Origin of the sequence: Halomonas cibimaris (assembly GCF_039537045.1) — a bacterium.
Lineage (GTDB): Bacteria > Pseudomonadota > Gammaproteobacteria > Pseudomonadales > Halomonadaceae > Vreelandella > Vreelandella cibimaris.
This window is the reverse complement of the sequence record NZ_BAAAZT010000037.1, coordinates 1-1,222: the sequence shown is the minus strand read 5'-3', so window position 1 is coordinate 1,222 and position 1,222 is coordinate 1. Positions and strand designations below refer to the sequence as shown.

General features: G+C 65.6%; 1 protein-coding gene. It reads left to right on the top strand.

Going from position 1 to position 1,222, the window contains the following annotated elements:
• The coding region (locus ABD654_RS05615; protein ID WP_344703119.1) for an ISL3 family transposase at nt 1–1,208 on the top strand (1,208 nt) is incomplete at its 5' end.
• Nucleotides 1,209–1,222 lie beyond the last annotated feature (14 nt).

Below are 1,222 nucleotides of genomic sequence, written 5' to 3'. Positions count from 1 at the left end.
GGGTTCTCAAGGACCAGCACCTGGATACCGCCGTCTCGCCCCACCGCCTGGACCTCTACGTCGAGGCCGAGCGGGGCAGCCTCTACCCCTGCCCTGAGTGCGGCAAGGCCTGCCCGGCCCATGACTTCGCCGACAAGACGTGGCGGCATCTGAACTTCTTCCAGCACCACTGTTACCTGCATGCGCGGGTGCCTCGCACCAAGTGCCCCGAGCATGGCGTCAAGCGCATCGAGGTGCCCTGGGCCCGCCCTGGCAGCGACTTCACCCTGCTGTTTGAGCAGGCGGCCATGTCGCTGGTCAAGGAGATGCCGGTGCTGGCCGTCTCCCGGCAACTGGAGATCTCGGACAAGCGCCTGTGGCGCATCGTGCACCACTACGTGGGGCGCATGCTGGGTGAGTTGGATCTGTCCAGCGTGGCCACTGTCGGCGTGGACGAAACGGCCTCCCGGCGCGGCCAGCGCTACGTCACGGTGTTCCTCGACATGCAGCGCAAGCAGGAGCCGGTGCTCTTCGCCGTCCCGGGCCATGGCAAGGCCGCCATCAAGGCCTTCAGCGCCTTCCTGGCGGCGCATGGCGGTGACCCGGACAACGTGGTCGAGGTGGTCTGCGACATGTCTCAGGCGTTCCTCAGCGGCGTGGCCGAGCACCTGCCCAACGCCGAAGTGACGGTCGACTGGTTCCACATCGTGCAGACCTTCACCAAGGCGCTGGACGAGGTCCGCAAGAAGGAACGCCGTGAGAAGGGGCATCCCAAAGCCCTCCGGTGGGCGGTCTTGAAGAACCTGGATAACGGCAATATGACGGCCAAGCAGGTCGCTGCCCTCCAGGAGCTGGTAGCCGATCAGGGGGCCACCGGCGATGCCTGGGTGATCAAGGAAAAGCTGCGCTGGATCCAGAAGGCGCCGACGCCGCGTGCCGCCCGGTGGCGCATCACGAACTACCTCAAGGTCATGCGGGAGGCCGTCACCGGCCAGGCACTGCTCAAGCCGATGGCGAAGGCCCTGACGACGCTGGAGCGACATGCCGAGCAGGTGGTGAGGCGCTGGATATCGGGACTGACCAACGCGCGGCTGGAAGGCATGAACGGACTCTTCCAGGCGGCCAAGTCACGCGCACGTGGTTACCGGAACGAGGCCAACTTCATCGCGATGATCTACCTGATCGGCAGCCCGGTGGGCCGCCTGCTGGATCAGGCCAAATCCACATGAAACGACGAAGAACC